The sequence below is a fragment of the Alkalihalobacillus sp. AL-G genome (assembly GCF_030643805.1).
In the GTDB taxonomy this organism is placed as follows: Bacteria; Bacillota; Bacilli; order Bacillales; family Fictibacillaceae; genus Pseudalkalibacillus.
The window spans coordinates 1734053-1760690 of sequence record NZ_CP094656.1; the positions used below are offsets into that span (position 1 = coordinate 1734053).

Genomic DNA, 26638 nt, shown 5'->3' on the forward strand with positions numbered 1-26638 from the left:
CTTTGTTTGTCTGGATAAATCGTATCATTTTTCGCTACATTAAATTAATTATCATATAACTTTGACTCTTATTAAGAGATGTTTTATAATGTAGCATGTACTAAAAACACAGGAATTTTACTAGGAGGAATTACTGATGGCAGAACGAATGGTAGCAAAGCAAGCACCGCGATTTGAAATGGATGCGGTAATGTCCAACAAAGAATTTGGAAAAGTAAGCCTTGAGGAAAATATGAAAAATGAAAAATGGACGGTCCTTTTCTTCTATCCAATGGACTTCACTTTTGTTTGTCCAACAGAAATTACAGCTATGAGCGACCGTTACGATGAATTCGAAGATCTTGATGCAGAAGTAATCGGTGTTTCTACTGACACTATCCATACACACCTAGCATGGATCAACACTTCTCGTGATACTAACGGATTAGGTGAACTGAAATACCCATTAGCAGCGGACACAAACCACAAGATTTCAGAAGAATATGGTGTGTTAATTGAAGAAGAAGGAGTTGCGCTTCGCGGATTATTCATCATCAGTCCAGAAGGTGAACTCATGTACTCTGTTGTGAATCATAACAATATCGGACGTGACGTAGATGAAACATTACGTGTCCTTCAAGCTCTACAAACCGGCGGACTTTGCCCAGCAAACTGGAAACCTGGCCAAGATACATTAAACGTTTAATGATGGAAGCTTTGGGCTTACATCATATAAGTCAGTCCAAAGCTTTGATTAGAAAGTCTACTTTTCCAGGTAAGTGCATAACCTTATGGAATACGGTTTAAACATAATGATCTGAGCAGCAGTGGCTCAGCCAGCACCAAGTGTTGGCTGGGCCAAATTTTCTTTTTCTTTAGTCAGAATTTTGATAGTATTAGCAAACATATTCATTTTATTTTATCAAAATTATGGTTATTTATTTCGGAATCCGTTATATTATTTATATTGTAACTAATCTTAAATTACATAATTTGCAAAGGCAGGTGTTTGTATGGATACGTTCAGGCGACTGAAACAATTTTATTGGCCTTATCGTAACTATTTTTTCTTTTCCGTTTTTTCTTTGCTGTTTGTTTCCGGTATTACTGTTATATACCCGATATTGCTACAATTTACAATTGATGAAGTGATTTTGAATGAAGAATATCGCTGGGTTCCATTTCTCGCAATTGGTTTTATTCTTGTCATGACGGTCAAAGGCACCGCAACTTTTTTCCATCAATATCTTGGCGATTTATTCGGAGTCACAGCGGTTTATAAACTTCGTGAAGAGCTATATAAAAAACTTCAATACTTACCGTTTCGTTACTATGATAATGCGAAAACCGGAGACTTGATGTCACGTTTGACAGCGGATGTCGAAGGGTTTCGGTTCTTTTTATCCTTTGGGTTTGCACAGGTGATCAATTTTCTTTTACTTGTGTCATTCAGTCTTGGGGTAATGTTTTACTACTCAGTTCCATTAGCGTTTGTCACACTCGGCATGCTGCCATTCCTAGCGGTTGCAGTATACCGCTTTGATAAAAGAGTTCACCCTGCGTTTAGAGGGATTCGGAAATCAATGGGACGATTAAACACGAAGGTTCAGGAAAATGTGAGTGGTATTAATACAATCAAGTCACTTTCGAGAGAAGATTTTGAGATTGGTAAGTTTGTAGATAATAACAAAGATTACCGAGATAACTATTTGAACACATCCGATATATGGGCAAAGTATTTTCCTTTAATGGAGTTGATCGGAAATCTCTGTGTTGTTTTCTTGCTTTCATATGGAGGCTTTTTAGTTCTAGATGATAAATTGAATCCTGGGGAGTTAGTCGCGTTCTTCAGCCTTGTATGGTACATTATTTGGCCGATTATGAACCTTGGATTTGTTATCAATACGTTTTCTCAATCAAAGGCATCAGGTGAACGGTTACTTGAGATACTCGATGAGCCGGAAGATGTTCAGGACATTGATGACGCGATTGACATAGATCGTTTAGAGGGGCATGTGAAGTTTGATAATGTTACCCATAAATATGCTAGTGAAGAGGAGTATGCACTAAAAAATGTAACCTTTGATGCAACGAAAGGAACCACAATCGGACTTCTTGGTGCAACTGGTGCAGGTAAAACGACAATCACTCAGCTTATCTCTAGATTTTATGAACCAATCGATGGCACGATCTTAATTGACGGAAGAAATATTCAGGATTATACGTTAAAATCCCTTCGAAAGAATATTGGTGTTGTGCTTCAAGAAACGTTCCTGTTTTCTTCGACGATTCGGGACAACATCGCTTATGGGGATGCGGATATTGAGTTTGATAGAATAGAAGAAGCAGCCAAGCGTGCACAGGCACACGAGTTCATCATGGAGCTTCCAGATGGCTATGACACGGTTCTAGGTGAGCGCGGAATGGGTCTATCAGGCGGTCAAAAACAAAGAATTGCAATCGCACGGGCCATTTTAACCGATCCGAGTATTCTGATTCTTGATGATGCTACGAGTGCGGTCGATATGGAAACCGAATTCAAGATTCAAAAAGCATTCCAGGAAGTTATGAAGGGGCGAACGACGTTTATTATTGCCCACCGTATTTCATCACTGAAACACGCGGATGAAATCCTTGTCCTTGAAGACGGGGAAATTGCACAGCGTGGTACTCATGAAGAGTTGATCAAAGGCGAGGGAATGTATCGAAGAGTGTACGATATTCAGTATCAGGATAAAAAAAAGATTAAGCAAAGACAAACTGGATGAGTGAGGTGACAGGATGAGTCAGAAGACAAAACATCGGTTTCATTATTCGCAGGACCAGGCTATTGAAAAACAGTTCAACTGGCAACAAATGCTCCGTTTATTTTCCTATATAAAACCTTATAAGAATAATTTACTACCGAAGGCGATCATTACAATGTTAATATCGACAGCAGTCAGGCTTATCGTCCCTATTTTCATTGGGGTGCTGTTGTTTGACCATGCCATTAAAGATCGAGACGAAGGTTTACTCATTCAATTGATTTTTGGGATTGCCGGTCTATACATTTTCTCATGGATTGCCAACACGTTTCGGATCAAGTGGACGAATCAACTCGGTCAATATATTATTTACGACATCAGACAAGGGCTGTTTAAGCATATTCAACGGCTATCGCACCGGTTTTTTGATCAGCGTTCCGCAGGGTCGATATTGGTACGAATAATCAATGACGTAAACTCCCTACAGGAGCTATTTACAAATGGGGTCATTAATTTATTGATGGACTTCATATTACTAGCGGGAATCATTGTCATCATGTTTGTTCTTAGTCCAGAGCTTACATTAGCGATCATGATCATTTTACCGCTTATGTTTTTCATTTCTACCAAATTGCGTCAAAAGATTCGTCGATCTTGGCAAATGGTTCGGATCAAACAAGCTAAGCTGAACTCTCATTTAAATGAAAGCATACAGGGCGTTCGTGTTACCCAATCATATACACAAGAACAAGAAAACATGGTTTTTTTTGAAGGGGTTAATGGTGAAACGTTTGAAAGCTGGAGAGATGCAACCAAAAAAAGTGCTGTTTTCCGGCCTTTTGTTGAAATGTCCAATGCGATTGGAACTGCCATTCTAATTTGGTACGGGGTTTATCTGATACAAAACGGAATGGACTATGGTGTGTTTGTTACATTTGCATTTTATCTTGGTATGTTTTGGGAACCGATTTCTCGGATGGGTCAGGTTTATAACCAGCTTCTTGTTGCGATGGCCTCAAGTGAGCGAATCTTCGAGTTTCTCGATGAAAAGCCAAATGTTTCAGAACGTAAAAATGCACTTACATTCGAAGAAATCGATGGAAAAATCGAATTTGAAAATGTTGAATTTTCATATGATACTAATCGTAAAGCTCTGAATGGAATTAACCTCACGATTGAGGCAGGAGAGACGATTGCGCTTGTAGGCCACACAGGGTCCGGTAAGACAACGATCGCCAATTTGATCAGTCGATTTTATGACCCTACTGCAGGTCAGGTTAAGATTGATGGTGTAGATTTAAGAGATGTGAAGCTTGATAGTCTTCGTCAAAAGGTAAGTGTTGTTCTCCAGGATACGTTTATATTCTCTGGGACGATTATGGAAAATATCCGATTCGGCCGTCCTGATGCAACAGATGAAGAAGTAATCCGTGCAGCTGAAGCAGTAGGCGCAAATACATTTATCGAAAAACTTGAAAATCAATATAAAACTGAGGTTGAAGAAAGAGGTAATGTATTATCCGTAGGGGAACGCCAGCTACTATCGTTTGCTCGGGCTTTGCTTGCAGACCCTAGAATTTTAATCCTTGATGAGGCGACAGCAAGCATTGATACAGAAACGGAGATTAAAATCCAACATGCTCTGAAGACCCTTCTAAATGGTCGAACCGCGATTATCATTGCCCATCGACTTTCTACAATCCGTGATTCAGATAACATTTTCGTGCTCGATCATGGAAACTTGCTTGAACAAGGTAATCATGAGTCGTTAATGAACCAAAAAGGGGAATATTATGATTTAATCGTCTCTCAGTTCAAAATGCTGGATGCGATGTAAAAAGCTGCCTAGTGCAGCTTTTTTTTCGTACGTAGGGAAGTATGATTTATCTGCTGGAATACAATGTCGTTCACAATCTCTCATTTTTATCCGGCTAATACTCCAATACTCCCTCGAATACGTGCTACTAAACTTGAGAGCAACTGGAGTGGAGGGAAAATCTACACACAGTTACGAATCTTTTTAAAACAACATGTTCAATACTTCACAAACACAATGATCACTGTTACAATGGTGTAGTTCTTAAGTATGTGAAATTTGTCACAAAGTTTTCAACACTCTACTACAAATTTGTAACATCTTAAATGATGTAACCGTTTGTGAAAGGATACAATATGGGTAAAGACTATAAGACGAACTTAACGAAGTTTTATTTAAAAAATCATTGAATCGAAAATAGGGGGAGTTGTAATGCCGGAACTGGATACAGTAATGCTCAGTCGATTGCTAACGGCTATGACACTTGCGTTTCATATCATTTTTGCCACTCTAGGCGTAGGTGTACCATTACTCATCAGTGGTGCTGAATGGATAGGGATAAGACGAAATGATGATCATTACCGACTCCTTGCCCGACGTTGGACGAGAGGTTTTGTCGTTACGGTTGCTGTAGGAGTGGTCACAGGGACATGTATAGGACTACAGTTATCCTTGTTGTGGCCTAGCTTTATGGAAGTCGCAGGTCAGGTGATCGGATTACCGTTGTTTCTGGAAACATTCGCATTTTTTTTCGAGGCTATTTTTCTAGGAATTTATTTGTATACGTGGGACCGGTTTAAAAATCCATATTACCACTGGCTCTTATCTGTTCCAGTTGTGATCGGATCTACTGCTTCTGCTTTTTTTATCACGACCGTAAATGCATTTATGAACGCTCCAAGAGGGTTTGAACTCAAAAATGGAGAACTTGTTGATATTCAACCGCTCATTGCGATGTTCAATCCGGCGACTCCAACAAAAGCATCTCATGTCATTTCAACGGCATACATGACAGCGGCGTTTGTATTAGCTGCAATTACCGCGTTTTTGATTTTACGAAAAGGTAAGAGTGATTACTATAAAAAAGCACTCCATTTCACCATGTTAACCGGATTTGTATTTGCGGTGGCTACTGCAATTATAGGAGACTTCTCAGGGAAGTACCTTGCAGAGTACCAGCCTGAAAAACTAGCTGCGGCAGAATGGCATTTTGAGACGGAAAGAGGGGCGGATTTAATCGTTGGGGGTATTTTATCCGAGGAAGGGGAGATAGAATATGCACTGCGAATTCCGAACGGTCTCAGCTATCTTGCTCATGGTGACTTGAACTCTGAAGTGATTGGGTTAGAGGAATTTCCTGAAGATGAAACTGCACCATTGTTCATTCACTATCTGTTCGATCTGATGGTAGGGATCGGAATGTTTCTAGTAGTCCTTTCTGGACTTTATCTACTTTTAGTAAAATGGCGAAGGGGTAACGCCTACTGGAAGCCTCTGCTTTGGGCGGTTGTTGCATCAGGTCCATTAGCGGTGCTTGCGATTGAAGCAGGATGGATTTTTTCTGAAATAGGTCGTCAGCCGTGGATCTTGTGGCATGTCATGAAAACAGCAGACGGCGCAACGACAAGTGAACACGTCGGGGCGATGTTTATCCTGTTTGCTGCGTTATATGCTGTACTTGGAACGATATGCACCACTGTACTACTAAAAATGTTCAGAAAGTATCCTGCAGAAACAGAATTTGAGCAAATGAAACAAGGATAGGAGGGATGGCTTTGGAAATACAACTTCTTGGTATAACAGTGTTATGGATCTTTCTTTATGGGTATTTGATTGTAGCGTCGATTGATTTTGGTGCTGGATTCTTTGCCTACTATGGAAAAGTGACAAAACGCGACGACGTCATCAATAACATAATCAGTAGATACCTTTCACCTGTCTGGGAAGTTACCAATGTATTTTTCGTATTCTTTTTTGTCGGTTTAGTCGGCTTTTTCCCAAGTACAGCGTATTACTTTGGAACAGCATTACTCGTACCTGGAAGCATTGGGCTCGTATTATTGGCAATCAGGGGTTCGTTTTATGCATTCGGAAATTACGGAGCGAAGGAGAGTAATCTGTACACATTTTTATACGGAGCGACAGGGTTATTGATCCCTGCTTCGTTATCGACAGCTTTAACGATTTCAGAAGGCGGCTTTATGGTTGAAAAGGGAGGAACTGTCGTTTTTCTAGTAAAAGAATTATTCACAAGCTTCTACTCGTGGTCAGTTGTTTTCCTTGCGATTGTTAGTGTGTTATATATAAGTGCCATGTTTCTCACCTTTTATGCAAGTAAAGCTAAGGACATACAGGCTTTAGAGCTTTTACGGAAGTACGCCCTGTTCTGGAGTCCGCCGACGATCCTTGCGAGCTTTCTTGTGTTTGCTTCACTTAATGACCATAACCCAGAACACTTCCAAAATATGCTGGACTATTCTTATTTGTTTATGCTTTCGCTCTTTTGTTTCCTGATTGCAGTTTGGCTTGTTTATCGGAAAAAGAACTATGGGACAGCTTTTCTGTTTGTAATGCTACAGTTTCTGTTTGCCTTTTTCGGATATGGGGTATCTCATCTGCCGTATATCTTGTACCCGTACATTACACTGGATGCTGGATTTACGAATGAAACAATGGGAATTGCTCTAGTTATTGCGTTTATAGCAGGACTGTTATTATTAATTCCTTCCTTGTACCTGATTATGAGAATGTTCTTGTTTGATGCAAATTATGTCCAAGGGGATCGGCCAAAGTAAGAGGAAGATATGGTACAATATTGTGGATAATAAACATTTAGGGCTATTGGAGGAATAACATGAAGAAACAGTTTGCTGTTATTGGATTGGGTCGATTCGGCGGTAGCATTTGTCGGTCCTTGAGCAATAATGATATGGAAGTTCTGGCAATCGACAATGATGAAGATCGTGTTAATGAATACTCTTCAATTGCCACTCATGCCGTAATCGCGGATTCAACCGATGAAAATGTGTTGAAAAGCCTTGGCATCCGAAATTTTGACCACGTAATCGTTGCAATCGGTGACAACCTTCAAGCGAGCATTCTAACAACATTGATCTTAAAAGAGCTGGATGTTGAACACATAACAGTGAAGGCTCAAAACGACTATCATGAAAAAGTATTACGTAAAATTGGAGCGGACCGGATCGTGCATCCTGAGCGAGATATGGGACAAAGGATTGCTCATAACATCATGTCCAACAATGTTCTTGATTACCTTGAGCTTTCTGATGAGCATAGTATCGTTGAATTAATAGCGAGTGAAAAGATGCATGATAAAACATTGATCGAGTTGGATATTCGTGCGAATTATGGGTGTAACGTTGTAGCGATCAAACGTGGTGATGAGATTGAAGTTTCCCCACAAGCGACATATACGATTATTGAAGAAGATATTTTGATTGTGATTGGTGCAGATAATGATATCAGCCGACTTGAAAAGCATCTGCTGATGGATTAATTGAAAATATGGAGAGGGGATGACTCAGTTGAGTCATCCCTTTTACACTTAATAAAGATATTATGCTATAAAATTCCCCTTATAAACGCTAATCGATGGTGCATACTCCTGATAAATGTAAAATCCATGTTCGAATAAGTGCTAATCAGCGCACGATCCCCTAATTACTGTAAGAACCATGTCCGAATAAGTGCTAATCAGCGCACGATCCCCTAATTACTGTAAGAACCATGTCCGAATAAGTGCTAATCAGCGCACAATCCCCTAATTACTGTAAGAACTATGTCCGAATAAGTGCTGATCAGCGCGCAATCTCCTAATTACTGTAAGAACCATGTCCGAATAAGTGCTAATCTGCGCGCTCTCTCCTAATTACTGTAAGAAACATACCCGAATAAGTGCTAATCAGCGCACAATCCCCTAATTACTGTAAGAACCATGTCCGAATAAGTGCTGATCAGCGCGCAATCTCCTAATTACTGTAAGAACCATGTCCGAATAAGTGCTAATCAGCGCACGATCCCCTAATTACTGTAAGAACCATGTCCGAATAAGTGCTAATCAGCGCACGATCCCCTAATTACTGTAAGAACCATGTCCGAATAAGTGCTAATCAGCGCACGATCCCCTAATTACTGTAAGAACCATGTCCGAATAAGTGCTAATCAGCGCACGATCCCCTAATTACTGTAAGAACCATGTCCGAATAAGTGCTAATCAGCGCACAATCCCCTAATTACTGTAAGAACCATGTCCGAATAAGTGCTGATCAGCGCGCAATCTCCTAATTACTGTAAGAACCATGTCCGAATAAGTGCTAATCTGCGCGCTCTCTCCTAATTACTGTAAGAACCATACCCGAATAAGTGCTAATCAATGCGCATTCCCCTAATTATTGTAAAAAACACACCCGAATAAGCGGTGATGTCAGCTATTTTCTAATAACCAGTATACGATACCGATCCACTTCAAACTAACGAAAAAAAGCTGCCGAGTATTTCTCGACAGCTTTTATAATGATTTTCACGTTTCCATTATGATTGGTAAGATCATAGGACGGCGTTTTGTTTTTTCATACAAGAACGGAGCTAGAACGTCCGTAATTTCATTTTTGATTTCGGACCATTGTGTCGTTCTTCTTTCCATCATTGCATTTAAATGTTTAGCAAGAATCCCTTGAGCGTCGTTGATCAGATCTTCAGATTCTCTCATGTACACGAAGCCTCTTGAAATGATGTCAGGACCTGATACGATTCTGAATTCTTTCATATTGATACTAACGACTACGACAACCAAACCTTCCTCAGAAAGGATTTTTCTGTCGCGAAGAACGATATTGCCGATGTCACCAATACCATTTCCATCTACATATACTGACCCGGATGGGATCTTTCCAGCAATGGATGCTTCTCCCTCACTCAAAGCAAGTACTTCACCATTATCCATAATAAAACAATTATTTTCGTCAACATCACAATCCGTTGCTAGCTGTGTGTGCATTTTCAACATTCGATATTCACCATGGATCGGCATGAAATACTTAGGCTTCATTAATCGAAGCATTAACTTTTGTTCTTGTTGGCCGCCGTGTCCAGACGTATGAATATCATTCAACGAGCCTGCAATTACGTTTGCACCTGCTCGGTGGAGTTGATTGATGATTTTACTGACGCTTAGTGTATTCCCAGGAATCGGTGAAGACGAGAATACGACTGTATCTCCAGGAATGATTTGGATTTGACGATGTGTACCGTTCGCAATTCTAGATAAAGCAGCCATCGGTTCGCCTTGACTTCCTGTACATAAAATCGCTACTTCATTATCGGGAATGCGATTAATCTGATTCGACTCAATAAAAGCATCCTTAGGAGCGCGAATATACCCAAGCTCTTGTCCGATGGTAATGTTTGAATCCATACTTCTTCCGAACACAGCAATCTTCCGGTCATTTTCTATAGCGGCTTCAACAACCTGCTGAAGTCGATGAATATTTGATGCGAAGGTTGCAAAGATGACACGGCCATCCACTTTTCGGAAAATGTCTTGAATGCTTTCCCCGACACGTCTTTCAGACATGGTAAAGCCAGGCACTTCACTATTGGTACTGTCAGATAGTAAGCACAGTACACCTTCTTGCCCAATCTGTGCCATTTTAGTTAAGTTTGCCGGCTCGCCGACTGGTGTGAAATCGAATTTAAAATCCCCTGTATGGACAATGTTTCCTGGTGGTGTTTTTACAACAACCCCGAATGCATCCGGAATCGAGTGGGTCGTTCTGAAAAACGTGATAGACGTTTTTCTAAACTTGATCACATCATCTTCCTGAATCTCATACAATTTTGTTTTACGCAATAATCCGTGCTCTTCAAGTTTGTTCTTAAGAAGGCCGATTGCAAGTTTCCCACCGTAAATTGGTATATTAAGTTGACGAAGAAGGTACGGAATTCCTCCGATGTGGTCTTCGTGCCCGTGGGTAATGAATAACCCTTTGATTTTGTCTACATTTTTGACCAAGTATGTGTAATCTGGAATGACATAATCGATACCGAGAAGTTCATCCTCAGGGAATTTGATACCTGCGTCAATTAAGATGATTTCATCCTGAAATTGAACACCGTATGTGTTTTTTCCAATCTCGTCTAATCCACCTAATGCAAAAACAGCGGTCTGATGATTTTTTACAAATTTCATTTGTTATCTTGTCTCCAATTCAAAGTCTTCAAATTGTTGTTCATACTTCAAGTGACTTCCTGAAATTTGTTGTATGAACTCAATATTATAATTTCGGCCAGCTAGTGCAGAACGAACTGCTTGGACAGAGTCTGCTTCAAAATAAAGGCTCTTTGTTTCTTCACGAACAGGTACCTCTTGCAGGCTCTCCTGATAAAAAACTTTAAAAATCATACTGTAACTCCCCTTACCGTTTTCGAATAATTTCATCTTCGTATTATTATAAATGAATTCTTGCAGTTTTTCATGTTTTTTTCCTAAACTTCAGAGTTTGAAGGAGAAAATACATGTATGTAAAAGGAAAGGTATCTGAATACATAAGATACCAAAATTATGCTTGTAAAACAAATTTATTGAACATAGCGGACGGTTGTTGATGGTTGTTTAACTCCCATTAGATCCTTCCACTTCTTCAAAATGCGTTTCTTCAGCCTTCTCATTTTGCACACCATCCTTTCTCACGCCAAAATCGATGTCTTGATGTTATACTTAGTATGGAAAATTTGCGGCGTTAGGTTGCAAGGTAATAAGTGGAACATGTTCATGATTAATTAAATCAGGTGATCTGAAAGTACATATACTGGCAGGAGAAGGTGTGCAGCAATGAAACTATATGCTTCGTTAATAACGTTAAGCTTGATCTGGGGAATGTCTTTTTTATTTATAAAAGTACTTGTCGAAGATATCGGAGCATGGGGAATCGTTTTTATCCGTTGTACATTCGGTGCACTTACGCTGATTGGAATAATGTTGATACAACGTAAAAAAATCTTTCCTAAGGGACTTCCGTGGAAGACATTACTGGTTGTCGGTTTATTTAATGCAATGATTCCATGGGGGCTGATTGCAATCAGTGAAACGAAAATTTCGAGCAGCCTCGCTTCAATCGTGAATGCAACGACTCCTATTTGGACGAGTGTAATCGGTGTAATTTTCTTTTCGATTCATTTAAAATATAAGCAATGGTTCGGTGTTCTGATCGGTTTTATCGGGATATTGATATTGATCAATCTTGATATCAATCAGTTCTTTAAAGAAGACCTTGTTGGGATGGGCACGATGATTGCGGCAACACTATGCTATGGATTCAGCTCGCAATATACAAAACGAAACCTGCAGGGGCTTAGTGTAATGATCATTTCATTATTTACGCTGTTAATCGGTGCCTTCGGGAGTCTGAGCGTGATGCTGCTTACAGGAGAGGTCATTACTATTGAAGCAGTGACAGAACCTGTTTCGATCGCAGCATTTATAGGACTTGGGGTGTTCGGTTCCGGACTTGCATATTTACTTTTTTATTACATGATTCAAAAGGGAAGTGCGGAATTTGCTACCTTTGTTACTTATCTCGTTCCGATTACTGCAATGCTTTGGGGGCACTTCCTTTTAGACGAGTATATTCCTCCATATGCCTTATATGGTTTGGTTCTTATTTTCCTGGGTGTTTATTTGTCAACGAGGAAAACAATGAGACAACAAACTCAAAATGTCTCAGAAGTAACCGGTCGTTAGCCGTATCATAGCGTGTATTATTGCCTCATGAAAAGGAAATTATTATTGAAGGCAACATGAAACAATAAGTGAAAAAGGGGTATTGTATGGCACACAAGATTGTATTTTTTGATATAGATGGTACTTTGTTGGATCAAAATAAGCGTTTGCCCATAGGGGCAAGGAAAGCTATTCAGGAATTAAAAGAACGCAAAATACCGATTGTTATTGCAACAGGTCGAGCACCGTTCATGTTTAAACCGTTGTTGATGGACTTAGGGATAGATAGTTTTATCAGCTTCAATGGCCAATTTGTTTCTTGTCAAAATGAGCGTATTTATGAAAATCCAATTGATCTCGAAGTATTGGAACGCCTTGTTTCACAATCAAAAGATGGGGATCATCCGATGGTGTTTTTAAATGAGGATGAAGGGCGCACCACCCATGATCGTCATCCGCATGTAACCAAATCAATGGACGATCTAAAGCTTTCATACCCACTACATGATCCTGAATTTTATAAAAGAAGGCCGATTTACCAAGCATTGTTATATTGTGAAAAAGGCGAAAAAGAGCTCGCATACAGAAGCACGTACAATGATTTTGACTTTATCCGTTGGCACCGTTACTCAATGGATGTCCTTCCGAAGTATGGTTCTAAAGCAATCGGAATTCAAAAAATGATTGATCATCTTGGATACCTTAAAGAGGATGTTGTTGCATTCGGGGACGGATTAAACGATTTAGAAATGCTCGAATTCGCTGGTACGGGTGTTGCGATGGGAAATGGAAAAGAAGAGGCAAAACGCTCGGCAGACTTTGTAACAAAAGCTGTTGATGATGATGGAATTAGATACGGTTTAAAGAAACTTGACCTGATCACCTGAATAACGCAAAAAAGACTGCTCCTAATGTTGGATCAGTCTTTCAGTTTTAAGCGTATGTTTTTTTGAAGCATTAATGTATGGTCTTGCTTCACGCCAAGGTGCTTGAGGTGGCTTCTTCCACAAACACAAAAAGCGTGATGCACTCCAGAATTTCCAACGCTTGTCACACCTAAGCAGGTCATTTCCGCTTTTATTAATTACCTTCCTATTGAGATTCCGTCTGGTCGATTAAATGGATCTTCTTTATCAAAGTGATCATAAAACATAATTCCATTTAGGTGATCAATTTCATGCTGGAACACGATTGCGGGTAAACCTTTGAGGCGAAGCTCGATTTCGTTACCATCAATATCGATTGCCTTTACTTTGATTTTTGCATAGCGTGGCACAAATCCAGGGACATCACGGTCAACGGACAAACAACCTTCTCCCGATTCGAGGTAAGCAAGTTGAACGGAATGGCTTACAATTCGGGGGTTAAATAAGGCATAGCTATATAATTTTTCATTCTCATCCTCAATCAAAACGGCGATCATTCGCTTGGACAGACCGATTTGCGGTGCTGCAAGTCCAATTCCTGGTCTAAGATTGTATTTTACACTCATATCAGGATCTTGACTATTAACAAGAAATTCATGCATTTCCTTCAATGTATTGAGATCTTTTTCTTTTGGAGGGAGAGTAACTTCCTCTGCTCTCTTACGAAGGACCGGATCCCCTTCTTTTATAATATCCTTCATTGTGATCATGACTTCACTCCTCTTTCATTAATTCAGTATAAACGAACATTTTTACGATTGTGATTATTTTAACACAACTTTTTCTCAACCGTTAAAATATTATGTATTGAATGTTCTAAATGTATAGTGACGTACATATTTTACTTATATCCGCTTGTACACTGTGATTTGTCTTGTATGAGTTAATCCAAACGTTTATCATAAAAAAGAGAGAGAATTCAGTTAGGGGGAGCTGTGTTGTTCATCAAGAAAATCGCATTCGTGTTGGTCATTTTCATTCTTTTGTTATCAGGTTGCTCATTTGGGCCGTCTGCAGAAGAAAAGATTTATGAACATCTTGAAAAAACGGTTTCATTAGAGGCGGGATTTGCAGAGGTTCAAGAACCGCTCGTAAAGGCAGAAACAGAAGAGCAAAAGATTTTTTCGGAAATATTAAAATTGAGTATGAAAGAGTTGGATAAAATAAAAACTCTTTCTGATAAAGCAGCTGAGCTTGCGCAATCCAGAGCGGAGTTACTGGAAAAAGAGAAGGACAGTATACATAGTGCATATGAGGAATTCATATCGATTGAACCACTGGTTAAAGAACTAGAAGTGAAAGAAATAAAAGACAAAGCTGATGAGCTAGTTACAACGATGAATAATCGGTATGACCAATATAATGAACTTCATAATGCATATGGAAAAGCGTTGGAAATGGATCAGGGACTGTACGAGATGCTTAAAAAGGAAGACCTGACTCTCGATAAACTAAAAAGCTATATTGATCAGTTGAACCAACAGTATGAACGTGTGTTTGATGAACAAGAAAAGTTTAATGAATTGACTGATCGATATAATGACCAAAAACAATCGTTTTATAAAGAGGCTGGTTTTACAACAAAATAATTAGAAATGAGTAAGATTCGACTCTTTTGGGGTCGAATCTTTTTTTTTTACGTTAATACAGTATAATCATCTATACTAATACAGAGGATGAGATTGTATAAACTGATAAACAACACATTTGCAATAAAAACATAGAAATACCAAAAGATTGACGGTTTTTTAATAGTTAGTGTAAACTAAGAAACAGACGTAGTTGTACTATAATATGCATCTATGGTAACTAATACAGATTGCGTTTCAAGTGTACATCTCGGAAAGGAAATATCCAAACGATTATGTACCCGTTAAATCGGGTAGTGTTTGAAGGAGTCACTTGTTTCAAACCGTTCATGATTTGATGAAAATAATCGTTGTATTGTCATGTATTGTGTCACATATGGGCAATCTAACGGATGTGTATAATTTGCCAGGATCATTTGAAACGAAATCATTTTATTTTCAAAAAGAAAGGATGAGGTGACCTTCATGGGTACAAAAACCTTTAAGAAAATCGAAGAGGAATTTGAAACGTTCCAAATACTTGATGAGGAAGGCGAAATCGTAAATAAGGAAGCGATGCCCGACTTATCTGATGAAGATTTACAAGAATTGATGAAACGTATGGTTTACACTCGAATCTGGGATCAACGTGCTATATCACTAAACAGACAAGGACGTCTTGGGTTCTATGCACCAGTTGCCGGACAAGAAGCTTCAATGCTGGGTAGCCATTATGCTCTTGATAAAGAGGACTTTATTTTACCCGGATATCGTGATGTTCCCCAAATCGTATTTCACGGATTACCTCTCTACCAAGCGTTCCTTTTTTCTCGTGGACATTTCCATGGTAACCAAGTTCCAGAAGGTGTTAATGTGATTGCTCCACAAATTATTATTGGTGCACAAATTACACAGACCGCCGGAGTGGCTCTGGGATTGAAAAAACGTGGCAAGAAAAATATAGCGATTACGTATACAGGTGACGGTGGTGCTTCACAAGGTGATTTCTATGAAGGAATCAACTTTGCAGGCGCATTTAATGCCCCAGCTGTTTTTGTCGTTCAAAATAACCGTTTTGCTATTTCAGTACCTGTTGAAAAACAATCAGCAGCAAAAACAATTGCTCAAAAAGCGGTTGCAGCAGGTATCCACGGTATCCAGGTAGACGGAATGGATGTTCTTGCCGTTTATGTAGCAACAAAACAAGCCCGTGAACGTGCGATGAACGAAGAAGGTCCGACATTGATCGAAACACTGACTTACCGTTATGGACCTCATACAATGGCAGGGGACGATCCGACTCGATATCGTACAGAAGATATGGATAACGAATGGGAAAAGAAAGACCCGCTTGTTCGTTTCCGCAAATATTTAGAAAGTAAAGACTTATGGTCCGAAGAAAAAGAAAATGAAGTTGTAGAAAAAGCAAAAGAAGAAATTAAAGCAGCAATTAAAAAAACCGATGAAACACCTAAACAAAAAGTTACGGATCTGATCGATATCATGTACGAAAAGCTTCCGAAAAATCTAGAGGAGCAAATGGAAGAATATAAAGAAAAGGAGTCGAAGTAAGCGATGGCCCAAATGACGATGATTCAAGCGATCACTGATGCGATGCGTATCGAATTGAAGAATGATGAAGATGTATTGATTTTTGGGGAAGACGTTGGTCAAAATGGTGGGGTTTTCCGCGCAACAGAAGGCCTCCAGAAAGAGTACGGTGAAGATCGCGTTTTTGATACGCCCCTTGCAGAGTCCGGAATTGGAGGACTAGCTATCGGGTTAGCGTTACAAGGGTATCGCCCTGTTCCTGAAATCCAATTTTTCGGGTTCGTTTATGAAGTCATGGATGCGATTTCAGGTCAGATGGCACGTTTACGATATCGTTCAGGCGGACGCTACAATGCACCGATAACGATTCGCTCTCCATTTGGCGGAGGTGTTAAAACTCCAGAGCTCCATGCTGATAGCTTAGAAGGTTTAATGGCGCAACAGCCAGGTCTGAAGGTTGTTATCCCATCAACTCCTTATGATGCAAAAGGGTTGCTCTTGTCAGCAATTCGAGACAACGATCCAGTCATCTTCCTTGAACATATGAAGCTTTATCGTTCATTCCGTGATGAAGTACCTGAAGAAGAGTATACTGTGGAAATTGGTAAGGCAGATGTTAAAAGGGAAGGGAAAGACATTTCCATCATCACGTACGGTGCAATGGTTCATTCTTCATTAAAAGCGGCTGAAGAGCTTGAAAAAGAAGGCATTGAAGCTGAAGTTATTGACTTAAGGACCGTGAGCCCAATTGATGTTGATACGATTATAGAGTCTGTCAACAAAACAAATCGTGCCATTGTTGTACAGGAGGCTCAAAAGCAAGCAGGAGTTGCTGCGAATGTAGTGGCAGAGATTAATGATCGTGCGATTCTTTCGTTGGAGGCACCAGTGTTACGTGTTACTGCACCGGATACAGTATTCCCGTTCTCCGCAGCAGAAGATGTATGGTTGCCGGATTACAAAGATATCGTTGCAAAAGCAAAGCAAGTCGTGAACTTTTAATAGAGCCAGTCCAAACGATCATTTGATTCGATAGAATTTAAGGAGGCGAATCCCGTGGCATTTGAATTTAAACTTCCAGATATCGGTGAAGGTATCCACGAAGGTGAAATCGTAAAATGGTTTGTCAAAGCAGGAGATGAGGTTAAGGAGGATGACATCCTTCTTGAAGTCCAGAATGATAAAGCTGTTGTTGAGATTCCTGCGCCGGTTGACGGTACAATTAAGGAAGTTAAGGTTGAAGAAGGAACAGTCGCAGTTGTAGGTGATGTTCTTGTAACCATCGATGCAGAGGGTTATGAAGGCGACAGCAGTGAGTCTGAAGCAGAGCAACCAAACGCGGATGAAGACAAGAAGCCTGAAGCAGATCAAGCTAAGGAAGATGATAAGGAACAGAAAAAATCGGAAACAGTGGTATCCAAATCAGAAGATACCGATGAATCTGATGATGATCCAACGAATCGGATCAAGGCAATGCCTTCTGTACGAAAATATGCTCGTGAAAAAGGGGTAAACCTTAAGAAGGTCAGTGGATCAGGTAAGAACGATAGAATTTTAAAAGAAGACATCGACGCATATCTTGACGGTGGAGACAAAGCCGTAGATGCTCAAGACAGTGTAGAAGAAGCAGAAGAAACTTCCAAGGAGAAGAAAACGGAAGTGAAACCTGCAGCTGCAGCACAAGAGCTTGAAACACGTGAGAAGCTAAAAGGTACGCGTAAAGCAATTGCTAAAGCAATGGTCAACTCCAAACATACTGCGCCTCATGTTACGCATATGGATGAAGTTGTCGTAACCGATCTTGTCGCACATCGTAAAAAGTTCAAAGAAATGGCCGCTGAAAAGGGTATAAAGCTTACGTATCTTCCATACGTTGCGAAGGCGCTTGTATCCGCACTGCGCGAGTATCCAATCTTGAATGCTTCTATTGATGATGAAAATGAGGAAATCGTACACAAGCATTATTACAATATCGGAATTGCTGCAGATACAGATGCTGGTCTCGTCGTACCCGTTATAAAGGATGCAGATCGTAAGTCGATTTTCACACTGTCTAATGAGATCAATGAGTTAGCGAAAAAAGCTCGGGATGGCAAACTGTCTACAGATGAAATGAAAGGCAGCACTTGTACGATCTCGAACCTTGGCTCAGCTGGGGGTCAATGGTTTACACCGATTATCAACCATCCAGACGCAGCGATCCTCGGTGTCGGACGTATCCAAGAAAAGCCAGTCGTTGATGATGGTGAAATTGTAGCTGCACCAGTACTTGCCGTTTCAATCAGCTATGATCATAGACTTGTTGACGGTGTCACTGCACAGCAAGCACTAAACCATATTAAACGTCTGTTGAACGATCCACAATTATTGATAATGGAGGCATAAAAATGGTAGTAGGCGATTTTGCAGAAGAAGTTGATACACTGGTCATCGGTTCCGGACCCGGCGGATATGTTGCCGCAATTCGTGCTGCTCAAATGGGGCAAAAGGTTACGATTATGGAAAAAGACGAAATCGGAGGCGTTTGTCTCAACGTTGGTTGTATACCTTCTAAAGCAGTCATTAACGCAAGTCACCGTTTTGAACACGCAAAGCATTCAGAGGATATCGGAATTACAGCAGAAAATGTCAAGGTAGACATGAGCAAAGTTCAGGAATGGAAAACGGGTATCGTTAAGAAATTGACAGGTGGGGTAGAAGGGCTTCTTAAAGGAAATAAAGTCGATATTGTTAAAGGGGAAGCTTACTTTTCGGACACCAATACGGTTCGTGTAACAAAAGACGAGTATACTTCTCAAACATACAAATTTAAGAACTGTATACTCGCAACTGGATCAAGCCCGATTGAATTGCCTTCTTTTAAATGGAGTGACCGTGTCATTTCGTCAACTGGGGCATTAGCTCTAACAGAAGTTCCAAAAAAAATGGTGGTCATCGGTGGAGGGTATATCGGTATCGAACTAGGCTCTGCTTATGCAAATCTCGGTACGGAAGTGACAATCCTAGAGGGCGGTAAGTCGATTATTCCTGGCTTTGAAAAGCAAATGAGCACCCTTGTTTCTCGTCGTCTTAAAAAGAAAGGCGTAGAGATCATCACAAATGCGATGGCAAAAGGTGTCGAAGAGTCGGACAAGGGAGTAACTGTCACGGCTGAAGTAAAAGGTGAGGAAAAGTCGTTTGAAGCGGATTACGTACTTGTAACAGTTGGGCGTAAGCCGAATACTGAGGAACTCGGGCTCGAGCAAATTGGGGTTAAAATTAACGATCGAGGCTTAATTGAAGTCGACAAACAAGGGAAAACTTCCGTTGATGGCTTGTACGCAATTGGTGATATCGTTCCAGGGCCAGCATTAGCACACAAAGCATCTTATGAAGGAAAAATCGCAGCAGAAGCAATATCGGGAGAAGCAGCTGAAATCGATTATCTGGCAATCCCTGCGGTCGTGTTCAGTGATCCGGAGCTTGCCAGTGTTGGGTATAATGAAGCTGAGGCTAAGGAAGCAGGTTTTGATGTGAAGGCGTCCAAGTTCCCATTTGGAGCAAATGGCCGCGCCCTTTCGTTAAACGATGCGGAAGGATTTATGAAATTGATCACACGCAAAGATGATGGACTTGTGATTGGTGCACAAATCGCAGGACCGAATGCTTCGGATATGATTGCAGAATTAGGGCTTGCAATTGAAGCAGGAATGACTGCAGAAGATATTGCCCTAACCATACATGCTCATCCAACCTTAGGTGAAATCACGATGGAAGCAGCAGAAGTAGCAATCGGACTACCGGTCCACATCGTTAAATAATGCATAAAAGAGGAGCGACTGACTAAGTCGCCCCTCTTTTTTTACTGTTCATAAACTGGCTCAATTGCTTCCGTTATTTTATCGGTATCCTTTTGTCCTTCGATTCGGACAGAAACTTTATTTCCATACATAATGATTAACGTTGGAAACGTAGACACTTTAAAATAATCAACCATGTCAGTGTTATCCTTTTGTATAATTTTAATAGAACTAAGCTTGTCCGGATATTTTTTCTGGAGCTCTAACAATGCATCATAATAGGCCCTTTCTTTATTATGATTATCGTTTGAAGAAAATAAGATTGTGTGAACTTGACCTTGAGCGAAGTCGGGCATGTGACTTAAAGCAGGTGTTATTTGACAGCTGCTTAATATTGAAAGTACTGCAAGCATCGGAATTGAAAGAAATATACGTGACTTTGTATTCATGAAGTTCACTTCTTTCATGTTAGAATCTAGGAGCGCTTCTTGTAGGTTAGTTTGATTCTATCATGAAATATTCCGAGAACCTGTCTCGTAAATAAAATGTTACAAAATTGAAAACTTCATAACCTTTACATCATGTCGTATAGCTTATTCAAATGCATATACTGTAATGATGAAAGGGGAGGAGGGTGTGGATGGTTTATTCAGTACTTGTTTTGTCATCCGTCCAAATTATAATTTGGAGCCTTTATTCCATTGTCATCTACCTTTCACACCGTGATCCCACACTTTTTGAATATCTGCTGATGCTTTTGTTCATCTACCTTGGTTATTTGTTTGGAGTATACTTGCACAACCCGAAAAGATTATCAATATGGTTAAGCCTTTTGGGGGCTTGCTTTTATTTAATACTAAAGCTTATGTGAAATAAAGATGGAGTTGACTCGAGTGAGCTACTCCACTGTTCGATCACTTCTTCATCTGGTGATCTTCTTTTAATGCCTTTATCATTGATATGACAATAAAGATCATGATGATTGTAAACGGAAAGGCTGCTATTATTGACGCTGTCTGTAGACCTTGAAGTCCTCCTGAATATAAAAGGATTGCAGCAGAGGCAGCTACAACAATCCCCCATACAAACTTAATGAAATTTGGAGGGTTTAGGCTTCCATTGGTCGTTTGCATCCCGAGAACGAACGTTGCAGAATCGGCTGAAGTAATAAAGAATGTGCTGATCAGCAGGATAGCAAGAAACGACATAACGACCCCTAACGGAAAGTGTTCGAGTAGTGCGAATAATGCAATTTCTGTACCATTGTCTGGGTTGGTCATAATACCGTAAAGGCCAGCTCCCTCTAATCGATCTAGGAAGATGGCTGATCCTCCAAATACGGAGAACCATAGGGCGCCAAAAATAGTAGGTACGAGCAACACACCTAGAACAAACTCACGGATGGTACGCCCTTTTGATACACGTGCGATGAACATACCTACAAATGGTGCCCATGCAATCCACCATGCCCAATAGAACACTGTCCAAGCTTGAATCCAATCCTGACGGGTATCGCTAAAGGGGCCGAGTCTGAAACTCATGCCAGGTAAGTTTTGAATATAAGAACCTAACGTTTGCGTAAATACATCCATAATAAAATTAGTTGGTCCAGTAAACAGAAGGAACAGCATTAAAATTATGGCCAGAACGATGTTTATATTACTTAAGTATTTAATTCCTTTGTTCAATCCCGTGGATGCAGATAGTAGAAAAAGTACAGTAACGATTGCAATGATTATGAGCTGTGTCATTTTCGTATTTTCAATTCCATCTATTACATAAGAAAGTCCACCGCTTATTTGTGCCGCTCCAAAGCCGAGTGATGTCGCAACACCAAATACGGTTGCAAATACGGCGATGACATCAATGAGTATTCCGATAGGACCATTTACCCGATCACCTAATATTGGTCTAAAAATTGCACTAATTAGACCTGGTGCTCCTTTTCTGAATTTGAAATAGGCAAGAGCAAGTCCAATTACTGTGTATATTCCCCATGGATGGAGTCCCCAATGGAAGAACGCGAAACGCAAGGATGCCCGTGCGGCTTCTACCGTTTCCCCATTCCCTGAAGGGGGGGCATAATAGTGGAATAAGGGTTCTGCGACTCCCCAAAAAACAAGCCCGATACCCATACCGGCACTAAAAAGCATTGCGAACCATGTAACTGTACTGTAATCTGGCTCATCCGTATCCTTCCCGAGCTTTATACGGCCGTACTTACTGAAAATCAGAAAGATCGAAAAGACAAGGAATGCCGTTGCGGAAAGCAGGTAGAACCATCCGAACTTTATTTGGAGAAAAGCCTGGATATCTGCTGTATTCTCAGCTAGATTTTTGGGTGATAAGACCCCCCACGCAATAAAAACGAGTGAAATGAGAAGTGATATAACAAATACTTTTGTGAATTTCTTCATATGTAACTCCTTTCTATACAATCACATGTGTCCCGAATGTTAAAACCTCAAATTGAATCATACGGTTCAGCTACAGATTCGCTCATACACGTTTTAATAGTACCCAATTAACTGTTCACTTAACCAAAATCAACCTATTTTTAGGTGAATTTTCCCTTCTATAATTTACCCATCGACCTTATACTAGAATATGATGTTCAAAAGATAAAAGAGAGAAAAAGGGGAGTCAGCATGAAACAACTATTGGTTTTACTTATGGTTAGCATCCTTATAGGTTGTAATGCATCAACAGTTGAGGAACCTACACAGGAAAGAACGGAAACTGACCAAGAACAAACGGAAACAACTGAAAACATACCGGAAGATAAGGAAAATAAACCAGAGGATCCTCCGACTTCTGAAAAGGGGGAAGGGGAACCAGCTGAACCTGAAGAGCCAAAGATAACCTACACGATCAGTCCAGCAAATTGGACAATGCAAACAGAATCAACAGAACACGAAAAAGCAGTATTATTAACGATTGATGATGCCCCGGACACGTATGGCCTTGAAATGGCACAAACATTAAAAGAATTAAATGTTCCAGCCATCTTTTTTATAAATGGACATTTCATTGATACGGGTGAAGAAAAGGAAGTCCTACGTAAAATACACGATCTTGGTTTTGAAATAGGTAATCATACGATGACACATACAAACCTTTCAAATTTGTCTGTAGAGGAACAAAAGCAGGAGATTTTGACACTGAATGAGGAGATTGAAGCTATCACAGGGGAGAAACCTATCTTTTTCCGTGCCCCATTTGGAGTGAACACCGATTTTTCCAAGAATTTAGTCAACGAACAAAACATGATGTTTATGAACTGGACGTTCGGTTATGATTGGGAGGCGGAATATCAAAATAGTCAAGCATTGACTGATATTATGGTGAACACGGAGCTGCTTACGAACGGTGCGATTATACTTGCTCATGATCGAGAATGGACGAATGAAGCATTGAAGAATATTGTTGAAGGATTACGCGGAAAAGGATATACGTTTATCGATCCTGATCAAATTGAGAAAAAATAGAAGGGGTGACGTTATGTCTCCCCTTCAATGAGTTCGTTATCTTTTGTAATAATACATTGTACGACCGTTGAATAGTTGAAGCTCAGCGTCTAGTTTTTTCGCTAGGAATTTACAGAATTCATTCGCCTTTCCTTTATCACCATGTGTAGAACCATCTGGTAATACAACTTGAATGTAAGTATTACTCTCAGAGCCTTCCTGATTTTCATCAGTACCCCCAACACCTACAATTATGTATTTATAGTCGTCCTGATCATTCCCTTTTAAAAGAAACCATTTATCTTTCCCATCTTCTCGTTGTTCCAGCGAATAAGGGAAGGCGTTAGACCCATATTCCCAACCTAATTGAGTACCAGTTTTCGTTGTAATGTCCTTATAATAATTGATAAGCTCTTTTACTTCTTCTAATGTAATCGTTTGCTGCTTTGATTTAGCGACTAGCTTTATATATGCGCTGCTAGGCAATATTGTTCACTCCTTATCCTGGTCAGGATTCCCTTCATTATAAATCCATACTAGCATTTTCGAACATTAAAACACAATTATTTTAGTAAAAATATGAATATTCGGTTTAATTCTATTATTTGTCGGGTAGTTCTGTTGATTAATACAACATTTTCAATAGTAAGGGGGTGAAATTAATAAGAGACTTTGTCGAAACCGTTGTTATTGAATAAGATGGTTAGTATAATTAATAAAATTCAAAATATTCTGAAGGAGGGCGTTGGCATGGATTTGTTTGACAAACTTTATGAAGAAGATGAAACAGTAAAAGTTAGGTTTGTCGGATTTACAACTGAGCATGTCCGATACGATTTTGGGATCATTTATACGAACATGTTTTTCGGAAAACCACTTGTCGTATGCATGCAAACCGGACGCTCCACTCTTATGGATGCAGTGGATTTGAAAAATACGGAAACGATTCAAAAGGTGTTTCGGATTGCATCTAAACAAGAGGCAAAGGACCTTTCGACATTTTTTGAAGAATCACTGCCATTTTCTCCAATAGCAGAACAATATGAATAAATAAGCAATGGGAATGACCCAATATGGGTCATTCCCATTTCAGTGACTGAATCATCTATTAACACAAAGAAATAAATGTGTCATACAATTACCTCTTGACATTTTAATTGTGACATCATATTATAAATGTAACGATTAAATAAAGCGCTTTCAATAAGCGAAGGAGTGTAGGCAATGGGAACAATTATCTGTCAAACATGTGAAGCAACTATTGAACACTTCGAGGTCGAGAAGGTAACAACATTATACTCAAGCTGTCCAAACTGTAAGAAACAACGTAAAAGTGGACAAAAGCGTTCATAAATAACGACGGGGCTACACTCAAACGAGTCAGCCCCTTTTTTCATTCCATTGGTGCGTATGATCAATTAATGTTAACCCTTTAGTGGCAGAAGTGGAATAGGTCCCGTTATTTAATCGGTACATGCTCTTTAATGACACGAATCATTCCAAGGGTTTCATCCTCTGGACCTTGAACAGGAAGACCAGCTGCAACATTCTCGTTAATATAATCAAGATTTTCTTGTGTAATGATTTCACCAGGTATGAAAATTGGAATACCCGGTGGATAGACCATCACAAATTCTGCAATAATTCTTCCGACTGCTTCTTTAAAAGGGACACTTTCCGTTTCAGAGTAAAATGCATCTCTTGGTGAAAGTGAGAGTACAGGGATTTCAGGAACATGGACTGGAATCTTTTTATCATTGTCATCAGAAAGAGGTTGATGTAATTCAGAAAGCTCTGATAATGCCTTAACCAATGCATCTATATTTTCTTGAACGTCTCCAGCTGTAATAATACATAGGATATTGTATAAGTCGGAAAGCTCGACTTCGATATTATGTTTTTCACGAAGCCACACTTCAACATCATAACCAGTCACATTTAAATCCTTTACCGAAATAATCAATTTAGTCGGATCATAATCGAACGTTGCCGGAGTTCCAAGAATCTCTGCACCGACACAATGTAGGAATGGAATCTTATTAATTGCACATCTTGCGTTGTCAGCCAATTGTATCGACTGTTCAGCTAATTCATATCCTTTTGTTGCTAACCGCCTCCGGGCGACGTCTAGGGATGCCAATAATAAGTACGAAGTCGAGGTTGTCGTCATCATACTTAAGATCGATTGGACGCGTTCAGGAGATACGAGTCCATCCTTAACGTTTAAAATCGAGCTTTGTGTCAATGACCCCCCTAGCTTGTGAACACTCGTTGCCGACATATCAGCTCCTGCTTGCATTGCAGATAACGGAAGTCTTTCATGGAAATGGATATGAACGCCATGTGCTTCATCGACGAGCACAGGTATATTTTGGTCATGAGCGATCCGGACTATTTCTTTAAGGTCTGCACTAATGCCAAAATAAGTTGGGTTGATCACTAATAATCCTTTTGCATCAGGGTGTTGATGAATCGCTTTATTCACAGAATCTATTGTGATCCCGTGTGAAATTCCGAGAGTCGGATCGATTTCTGGGTGTATGAATATAGGTACAGCACCAGAAAAAATTATTGCGGACATTACCGACTTATGAACGTTTCTTGGCACAAGAATTTTATCACCTGGATGACACACTGAAAGCACCATTGTCATGATTGCACCGCTAGTCCCTTGAACAGAAAAGAAGGTATGGTCAGCCCCGAATGCATCTGCTGCCAAAACTTGCGCTTCTTTAATCATTCCGTGTGGATGGTGTAGATCATCTAAGGGGCCGATATTGATCAAATCAATTGATAGTGCATTTTCACCAATAAAATCTCGGAATTCCGGATCCATTCCCCTTCCTTTCTTATGGCCTGGTATATGAAATTGGATTGGGTTTCTCTTTGAATGGTTTAACAAACCAGTAAATAGTGGTGTCTGGTGTTGAGACAATGAAATTACACCTCGTTTAAGTATTATAGGAAGTCGAAACATTAAGACTAATCCTTTGGATAGTCATGTGCTAAAATGATAAAACAAATCAAAGTATATCAAATCTACAGATGCTTGCAAGAAAAATATTTA

The 26638-nt window shown here is 39.9% G+C and carries 23 protein-coding genes; 16 read left to right on the forward strand and 7 right to left on the reverse strand.

Annotated features, from left to right (window positions below; all coding sequences use genetic code 11):
• Positions 1-136: 136 nt before the first annotated feature.
• The 6 genes from MOJ78_RS08955 to MOJ78_RS08980 all read left to right on the forward strand — a co-directional run bounded on the left by MOJ78_RS08955 (position 137) and on the right by MOJ78_RS08980 (position 8059).
• Positions 137-685 carry a peroxiredoxin gene (locus tag MOJ78_RS08955; protein WP_304980841.1) on the forward strand — a complete coding sequence of 183 codons (549 nt, stop codon included), beginning with the start codon at positions 137-139 and terminating at the stop codon, positions 683-685.
• A gap of 307 nt (positions 686-992) precedes the next feature.
• A complete protein-coding gene (locus MOJ78_RS08960) occupies positions 993-2747 on the forward strand; it encodes an ABC transporter ATP-binding protein (protein WP_304980842.1) in 1755 nt (584 codons plus the stop codon).
• 13 nt (positions 2748-2760) lie between these two features.
• Positions 2761-4563: an ABC transporter ATP-binding protein gene (locus MOJ78_RS08965; protein ID WP_304980843.1), complete on the forward strand. Its 1803-nt coding sequence runs from the start codon at positions 2761-2763 to the stop codon at positions 4561-4563.
• Positions 4564-4974: 411 nt separating this feature from the next.
• A complete protein-coding gene (locus MOJ78_RS08970) occupies positions 4975-6306 on the forward strand; it encodes a cytochrome ubiquinol oxidase subunit I (protein ID WP_304980844.1) in 1332 nt (443 codons plus the stop codon).
• A gap of 11 nt (positions 6307-6317) precedes the next feature.
• Entirely contained in the window at positions 6318-7337 is a 1020-nt protein-coding gene (locus tag MOJ78_RS08975) for a cytochrome d ubiquinol oxidase subunit II (protein WP_304980845.1), read from the forward strand.
• Positions 7338-7396: 59 nt separating this feature from the next.
• On the forward strand, positions 7397-8059 hold the full coding sequence (locus tag MOJ78_RS08980) for a potassium channel family protein (protein WP_304980846.1): 663 nt from the start codon (positions 7397-7399) through the stop codon (positions 8057-8059).
• Positions 8060-9082: 1023 nt separating this feature from the next.
• On the opposite strand, the gene rnjA is transcribed toward MOJ78_RS08980, so the two are convergent.
• Together rnjA and MOJ78_RS08990 are read right to left on the reverse strand one after the other, a co-directional pair.
• Positions 9083-10750: a ribonuclease J1 gene (rnjA, locus tag MOJ78_RS08985; protein WP_304980847.1), complete on the reverse strand. Its 1668-nt coding sequence runs from the start codon at positions 10748-10750 to the stop codon at positions 9083-9085.
• A 3-nt stretch (positions 10751-10753) separates the two neighbouring features.
• Entirely contained in the window at positions 10754-10963 is a 210-nt protein-coding gene (locus MOJ78_RS08990) for a DNA-dependent RNA polymerase subunit epsilon (RefSeq protein WP_304980848.1), read from the reverse strand.
• A gap of 429 nt (positions 10964-11392) precedes the next feature.
• On the opposite strand from MOJ78_RS08990, the gene MOJ78_RS08995 reads away from it, so the two are divergent.
• Together MOJ78_RS08995 and MOJ78_RS09000 are read left to right on the forward strand one after the other, a co-directional pair.
• Positions 11393-12301 carry a DMT family transporter gene (locus MOJ78_RS08995; protein ID WP_304980849.1) on the forward strand — a complete coding sequence of 303 codons (909 nt, stop codon included), beginning with the start codon at positions 11393-11395 and terminating at the stop codon, positions 12299-12301.
• An 86-nt stretch (positions 12302-12387) separates the two neighbouring features.
• Entirely contained in the window at positions 12388-13167 is a 780-nt protein-coding gene (locus tag MOJ78_RS09000) for a Cof-type HAD-IIB family hydrolase (protein WP_304980850.1), read from the forward strand.
• 197 nt (positions 13168-13364) lie between these two features.
• Here MOJ78_RS09000 and def read toward each other — a convergent pair whose 3' ends face one another.
• Complete coding sequence (gene def / locus MOJ78_RS09005; RefSeq protein ID WP_304980851.1) at positions 13365-13916, reverse strand: peptide deformylase; 552 nt, start codon at positions 13914-13916, stop codon at positions 13365-13367.
• A gap of 228 nt (positions 13917-14144) precedes the next feature.
• Here def and MOJ78_RS09010 point away from each other — a divergent pair, with 228 nt between their 5' ends.
• From MOJ78_RS09010 to lpdA, 5 genes are all read left to right on the forward strand, one after another.
• Positions 14145-14795 (forward strand): YkyA family protein, encoded by a 651-nt coding sequence (locus MOJ78_RS09010; protein ID WP_304980852.1) that lies wholly within the window; start codon positions 14145-14147, stop codon positions 14793-14795.
• A 465-nt stretch (positions 14796-15260) separates the two neighbouring features.
• Positions 15261-16346, forward strand: coding sequence for a pyruvate dehydrogenase (acetyl-transferring) E1 component subunit alpha (gene pdhA, locus MOJ78_RS09015; protein ID WP_304980853.1), 1086 nt, complete (start codon positions 15261-15263; stop codon positions 16344-16346).
• Positions 16347-16349: 3 nt separating this feature from the next.
• Positions 16350-17327: an alpha-ketoacid dehydrogenase subunit beta gene (locus MOJ78_RS09020; protein WP_304980854.1), complete on the forward strand. Its 978-nt coding sequence runs from the start codon at positions 16350-16352 to the stop codon at positions 17325-17327.
• 54 nt (positions 17328-17381) lie between these two features.
• Complete coding sequence (locus tag MOJ78_RS09025) at positions 17382-18710, forward strand: dihydrolipoamide acetyltransferase family protein (RefSeq protein ID WP_304980855.1); 1329 nt, start codon at positions 17382-17384, stop codon at positions 18708-18710.
• Positions 18711-18712: 2 nt separating this feature from the next.
• Positions 18713-20125 carry a dihydrolipoyl dehydrogenase gene (lpdA, locus tag MOJ78_RS09030; protein ID WP_304980856.1) on the forward strand — a complete coding sequence of 471 codons (1413 nt, stop codon included), beginning with the start codon at positions 18713-18715 and terminating at the stop codon, positions 20123-20125.
• A 41-nt stretch (positions 20126-20166) separates the two neighbouring features.
• On the opposite strand, the gene MOJ78_RS09035 is transcribed toward lpdA, so the two are convergent.
• On the reverse strand, positions 20167-20553 hold the full coding sequence (locus tag MOJ78_RS09035; RefSeq protein WP_304980857.1) for a thioredoxin domain-containing protein: 387 nt from the start codon (positions 20551-20553) through the stop codon (positions 20167-20169).
• 465 nt (positions 20554-21018) lie between these two features.
• Positions 21019-22521 (reverse strand): glycine betaine uptake BCCT transporter, encoded by a 1503-nt coding sequence (locus MOJ78_RS09040; RefSeq protein ID WP_304980858.1) that lies wholly within the window; start codon positions 22519-22521, stop codon positions 21019-21021.
• Positions 22522-22752: 231 nt separating this feature from the next.
• On the opposite strand from MOJ78_RS09040, the gene MOJ78_RS09045 reads away from it, so the two are divergent.
• Positions 22753-23592, forward strand: a complete 840-nt coding sequence (locus tag MOJ78_RS09045; RefSeq protein WP_304980859.1) for a polysaccharide deacetylase family protein — start codon at positions 22753-22755, stop codon at positions 23590-23592.
• A 36-nt stretch (positions 23593-23628) separates the two neighbouring features.
• Here MOJ78_RS09045 and MOJ78_RS09050 read toward each other — a convergent pair whose 3' ends face one another.
• Positions 23629-24057, reverse strand: a complete 429-nt coding sequence (locus tag MOJ78_RS09050; RefSeq protein WP_304980860.1) for a DUF1885 family protein — start codon at positions 24055-24057, stop codon at positions 23629-23631.
• A 264-nt stretch (positions 24058-24321) separates the two neighbouring features.
• Between MOJ78_RS09050 and MOJ78_RS09055 the strand changes: the two genes are divergently transcribed.
• Both MOJ78_RS09055 and MOJ78_RS09060 read left to right on the forward strand, forming a co-directional pair.
• The gene (locus tag MOJ78_RS09055) at positions 24322-24621 is read left to right on the forward strand and encodes a DUF3055 domain-containing protein (protein ID WP_304980861.1); all 300 of its coding nucleotides are present in this window, start codon (positions 24322-24324) and stop codon (positions 24619-24621) included.
• 174 nt (positions 24622-24795) lie between these two features.
• Positions 24796-24924 (forward strand): GapA-binding peptide SR1P, encoded by a 129-nt coding sequence (locus tag MOJ78_RS09060; protein WP_304980862.1) that lies wholly within the window; start codon positions 24796-24798, stop codon positions 24922-24924.
• 106 nt (positions 24925-25030) lie between these two features.
• Here the strand turns inward: MOJ78_RS09060 and MOJ78_RS09065 are convergent, their stop codons facing one another.
• Positions 25031-26506 carry an aminotransferase class I/II-fold pyridoxal phosphate-dependent enzyme gene (locus MOJ78_RS09065; RefSeq protein WP_304980863.1) on the reverse strand — a complete coding sequence of 492 codons (1476 nt, stop codon included), beginning with the start codon at positions 26504-26506 and terminating at the stop codon, positions 25031-25033.
• Positions 26507-26638: the final 132 nt, after the last annotated feature.

Coding starts and splice junctions, on each gene's coding strand:
- MOJ78_RS08955 (WP_304980841.1), top strand. CDS start 137: ATGGCAGAACGAATGGTAGCAAAGCAAGCACCGCGATTTGAAATGGAT.
- lpdA (WP_304980856.1), top strand. CDS start 18,713: ATGGTAGTAGGCGATTTTGCAGAAGAAGTTGATACACTGGTCATCGGT.
- MOJ78_RS08995 (WP_304980849.1), top strand. CDS start 11,393: ATGAAACTATATGCTTCGTTAATAACGTTAAGCTTGATCTGGGGAATG.
- MOJ78_RS08970 (WP_304980844.1), top strand. CDS start 4,975: ATGCCGGAACTGGATACAGTAATGCTCAGTCGATTGCTAACGGCTATG.
- MOJ78_RS09055 (WP_304980861.1), top strand. CDS start 24,322: ATGGATTTGTTTGACAAACTTTATGAAGAAGATGAAACAGTAAAAGTT.
- MOJ78_RS09035 (WP_304980857.1), bottom strand. CDS start 20,553: ATGAATACAAAGTCACGTATATTTCTTTCAATTCCGATGCTTGCAGTA.
- MOJ78_RS08960 (WP_304980842.1), top strand. CDS start 993: ATGGATACGTTCAGGCGACTGAAACAATTTTATTGGCCTTATCGTAAC.
- MOJ78_RS09020 (WP_304980854.1), top strand. CDS start 16,350: ATGGCCCAAATGACGATGATTCAAGCGATCACTGATGCGATGCGTATC.
- MOJ78_RS09060 (WP_304980862.1), top strand. CDS start 24,796: ATGGGAACAATTATCTGTCAAACATGTGAAGCAACTATTGAACACTTC.
- MOJ78_RS09040 (WP_304980858.1), bottom strand. CDS start 22,521: ATGAAGAAATTCACAAAAGTATTTGTTATATCACTTCTCATTTCACTC.
- MOJ78_RS09045 (WP_304980859.1), top strand. CDS start 22,753: ATGAAACAACTATTGGTTTTACTTATGGTTAGCATCCTTATAGGTTGT.
- MOJ78_RS08990 (WP_304980848.1), bottom strand. CDS start 10,963: ATGATTTTTAAAGTTTTTTATCAGGAGAGCCTGCAAGAGGTACCTGTT.
- pdhA (WP_304980853.1), top strand. CDS start 15,261: ATGGGTACAAAAACCTTTAAGAAAATCGAAGAGGAATTTGAAACGTTC.
- MOJ78_RS08965 (WP_304980843.1), top strand. CDS start 2,761: ATGAGTCAGAAGACAAAACATCGGTTTCATTATTCGCAGGACCAGGCT.
- rnjA (WP_304980847.1), bottom strand. CDS start 10,750: ATGAAATTTGTAAAAAATCATCAGACCGCTGTTTTTGCATTAGGTGGA.
- def (WP_304980851.1), bottom strand. CDS start 13,916: ATGATCACAATGAAGGATATTATAAAAGAAGGGGATCCGGTCCTTCGT.
- MOJ78_RS09000 (WP_304980850.1), top strand. CDS start 12,388: ATGGCACACAAGATTGTATTTTTTGATATAGATGGTACTTTGTTGGAT.
- MOJ78_RS08980 (WP_304980846.1), top strand. CDS start 7,397: ATGAAGAAACAGTTTGCTGTTATTGGATTGGGTCGATTCGGCGGTAGC.